Genomic DNA, 3352 nt, shown 5'->3' on the forward strand with positions numbered 1-3352 from the left:
CCGTACTCGGAGTACGAACAACTCTTTTATGCGACTTTTTAGTATCTCTGTGTCGCAATAATTATAAGCCAGCGTGCCTTCAAGAAGTTTTTCAACATATCTTTCAATTTCTTCTGAAACTACTTCATATGGTATTAAATTAATGAGCGCACTATCTATTTTATCTAATATAGATAGGAAGTTGGTATTCTGAGCTTCAAAGATTTCATTACTTAACTGAATTTGCCTCTCTGTTACAACCTTGTTTAAAGATTCTATGAGTCTGTATAGAGCACCATAAGCTGGCTCCATATGAATATCTCTAAATACGTTTTCAGCCTCGGTGCGTTCGTTGTTGTTCGCAAAAATTATGCGCCCTCTGGTTTCTTTGCCGGCTCTCCCGACACGCCCTACAATATTCTTAATGCTTCTTTTTCAATAGAGCGTAGGCTTTTTCCATCGTAGCGTTTTATCGTATGAACCACCAGAGTTCTGATGGGTAAATTGACGCCCTCTGCAAGCGTACTCGTACAGATAAGTATATCCACTGCTCTATTCTGAATGGCGTTTTCCATTTCTCTACGGATTTCTTGGGGTAGGTCTCCATGATGAAACCCGATTCCGTATTTCAAGAGCTGTGAGAGAGAATAGGTTATGCCAAATTGGAATGCTATATACTCAACTAAATCAGGCAATTCCCGTGCTACACTTGGAGAGTACTGTGCAACAGGAGTGTTATTTAAACACAATTCGATCAATTTATTGGCTAGGCTCACTACATGGTTTTTCTGAGTAGTAAATAATGCTACTGCCCCATTTCTTCTTGCTTTTAAGGCAGCCGCGCAAGCCAGTGTGGTATAGGAGTCGCGTTCCTTAGTTATGTTTCTACGATTTGTAACACGGTTAACATATTGAAGATCCGCTTTGACAAGGAAACTACGAAGAAAATAGCTGCGCGGACGTTCGTAGATGGTATTGAAGTCTAGTTGCCAAGAATCCGTCCCCTGTGAAACCATAAATGCGAAATCTATCTCAACCGGCTTGTAATCAGATTTGGATAGATGTTCCGGTGTTCCCCCAAGCCATTGATGTATGTTGTCTACGTTTGGCAAAATTGCCGAAATGAAAATAATTTTTTGTCCTTTCGTCCGAGCCTTTTAATTTTGTTAGAAGTAACTCGTATTGTAATCCTCGGCTGGTATCATCTATTAAGTGACCTTCATCACAAATAATCGTGCCAAATATATTTTCTAACCCAGAATGATTTTGAGCTAGTGCCATAAATTTTTCAGGTGTGATAATTAGCACATCGGCAGATTCTGCAGTCACCTTTTCTGAGCGCATGGGGATATTGCCACCATGGCTTGCTATTACAGTAACCCCTGCGCTTTCAAGGCGTCTTGAAACACCTTCTTTTATCTCTGAAGCAAGAGCACGAAACGGAACTAGAAAAAGAACTTTTTCCCTCTACTTTTAACTTCATGATAGATTAGAATTTCGCATAGAGAAGTTTTGCCTGCAGAGGTAGGCATTTGCAGGCTATAAACTTTGTCTTCATCATCTAATATACCGCTTTTTATCGCTGTCATCTGAGAAGGAAAAAGTTCCCAAAGTGGGAATGCATCTGAGTTAATAAGAAAAACCTTCCATATGTCTTGGTTGAAATTTGCGGCGTTTTCTCTAAGATTGTCCCATATATTAAATTCTTGAAACCGAGTGAGGCAATCTACTGTTAATTTTGACGCAATAAATAATCTCGGATCATCAATTAGGCCTTGGTGCTGTTTTGAAATAAAGTGTAATTTTATATTATTAAACTGAGCAACATTAGAAGTACCTAACCAAATACTAAACTTGTTTTCTAATTCATTAGAATTATTAAACTTTCGGTTTAATAAGCCGTATAAAAATCTTTCCTCTATAGATACAAATCTGCAACTTATTTGCTTTACAACAAATGTTGCAGTGGCGGGGAAGCCAGCTAAATAAAAAGTGGCAGCACAATATAGCAGATTTATCGACTTATCAATTCCAGTAAGATATTTTGACGCAGCGCTACGGGAATATATCAACAGAGTTTTAGCCAACTCCGAAAGATTGCGTTTTCTATCATCGGAATCCTTTGTTCTAAGAACATCAAATACTGTAGACAAAACAGCTATATATAGATCATCACTGCGTAGCCTCACTTGATATTCTGCCCATAAATCTTGGGAAATGCCGAATTCGGCTGCGCTTTCCCATGATTCAATCTCTGCCATCATGTTGCGTAGTTGGCTAATCAAAGCTCACCTCGCTTACTGCTCTAAAGAAGATTTGTTCATACAACTGTTTAAGATTAGGTATACCAATTACAATAACTTCAAACTCCTCATTTTGCTCTGGTAGTGCTAGAGATTTTTGAAGTTCTTGATCTAGAAAATTGCGGTCAATTACTGCAACCGCTCTATAATTTTTCTTGAACTCTATGTCGAGAAGGTCGTCTGTAAAGCGTTTTATATAAGCAATTGACTCTGGACTTTCTTCATCGATAGCTTTTTCTTTCAGCCAAACCAGTGTTCTTGCTAATCTTCCAGTTTTATCCGAACAGTATCCCTCAATACTTTTTTCAATAGGGGAGAACTTTGACTGAGTAGATTTCACTTTTGCCTCGGCACAAATAACGAAATCGTTTTTTGAAGCTCGGTCTTTAAACTCTCTATGCAATATAACTACATCAGAATGTGGCGCAGCTTTTGTTCTATCTTGCTTATATTGCCATTTCATTAGTTTTTCGATTGCCTCATTTCTCTCACTGCCCAGATAAAATAATGTTAGTATCTCACCAAAGTCTCCGGCCATTACGCTGCCTGGATCAGGCAATTTATTCTTCAATATTTCAGATGCTGACAATCCTGTTTCATTAACTCTCGCTTCCAAATCCTTTTTGGAAATATAACAATAAGGTATTGATTTGGATAAAAATCGCACAATATGTGCGTGTTTGCTATCATCTAGAATGTGAGTTCGAACTGAAATAGCGCCATCAGGTTGCTGATTATCTATGAACCAGGATGTAATATTTTCCATATCTGTGGCCGACATTCAGCATCTCTCGCTTCATTTTATGTTTGTAATGCAAATGGGGTAAGGGTCAGAACTTGAATTTTGTATTCAACAATCAAAATTCAAGCCTTGACCCGTTGGTCACATAGTTTCGTAGCTATAACACCATAGTTCACATTTTCAAATGTATATTATTATCTATTCACTAAAAAATCTTTTGAGAATTTGAGAAATTCATTATTTGCTTCTTCTATACAATTTTGCCATTCATTAGGAAAATTTAGTAATTTATAGCCAAGTGCGGAATGAAAATTAATTTGACTATTCT

At 37.6% G+C, this 3352-nt stretch carries 5 protein-coding genes; all 5 read right to left on the minus strand.

Features of this window, described 5'->3' with window-relative positions:
- Positions 1 to 291, minus strand: a 291-nt coding sequence (locus BN58_RS21495) for a hypothetical protein (RefSeq protein ID WP_040916066.1), incomplete at its 3' end; no start/stop codon positions are given.
- A gap of 98 nt (positions 292 to 389) precedes the next feature.
- Positions 390 to 1091, minus strand: coding sequence for a helicase-related protein (locus tag BN58_RS02705; protein ID WP_232220280.1), 702 nt, complete (start codon positions 1089 to 1091; stop codon positions 390 to 392).
- A complete protein-coding gene (locus tag BN58_RS02710; RefSeq protein WP_083852085.1) occupies positions 1027 to 1398 on the minus strand; it encodes a DEAD/DEAH box helicase in 372 nt (123 codons plus the stop codon). The genes BN58_RS02705 and BN58_RS02710 overlap by 65 nt, the downstream gene beginning before the upstream one ends.
- A gap of 26 nt (positions 1399 to 1424) precedes the next feature.
- Positions 1425 to 2243, minus strand: coding sequence for a hypothetical protein (locus tag BN58_RS02715; protein ID WP_156812326.1), 819 nt, complete (start codon positions 2241 to 2243; stop codon positions 1425 to 1427).
- A 13-nt stretch (positions 2244 to 2256) separates the two neighbouring features.
- The gene (locus BN58_RS02720) at positions 2257 to 3063 is read right to left on the minus strand and encodes a Hachiman antiphage defense system protein HamA (protein WP_019215542.1); all 807 of its coding nucleotides are present in this window, start codon (positions 3061 to 3063) and stop codon (positions 2257 to 2259) included.
- Between the last annotated feature and the right edge of the window lie 289 nt (positions 3064 to 3352).

Origin of the sequence: Legionella tunisiensis (assembly GCF_000308315.1) — a bacterium.
In the GTDB taxonomy this organism is placed as follows: domain Bacteria; phylum Pseudomonadota; class Gammaproteobacteria; order Legionellales; family Legionellaceae; genus Tatlockia; species Tatlockia tunisiensis.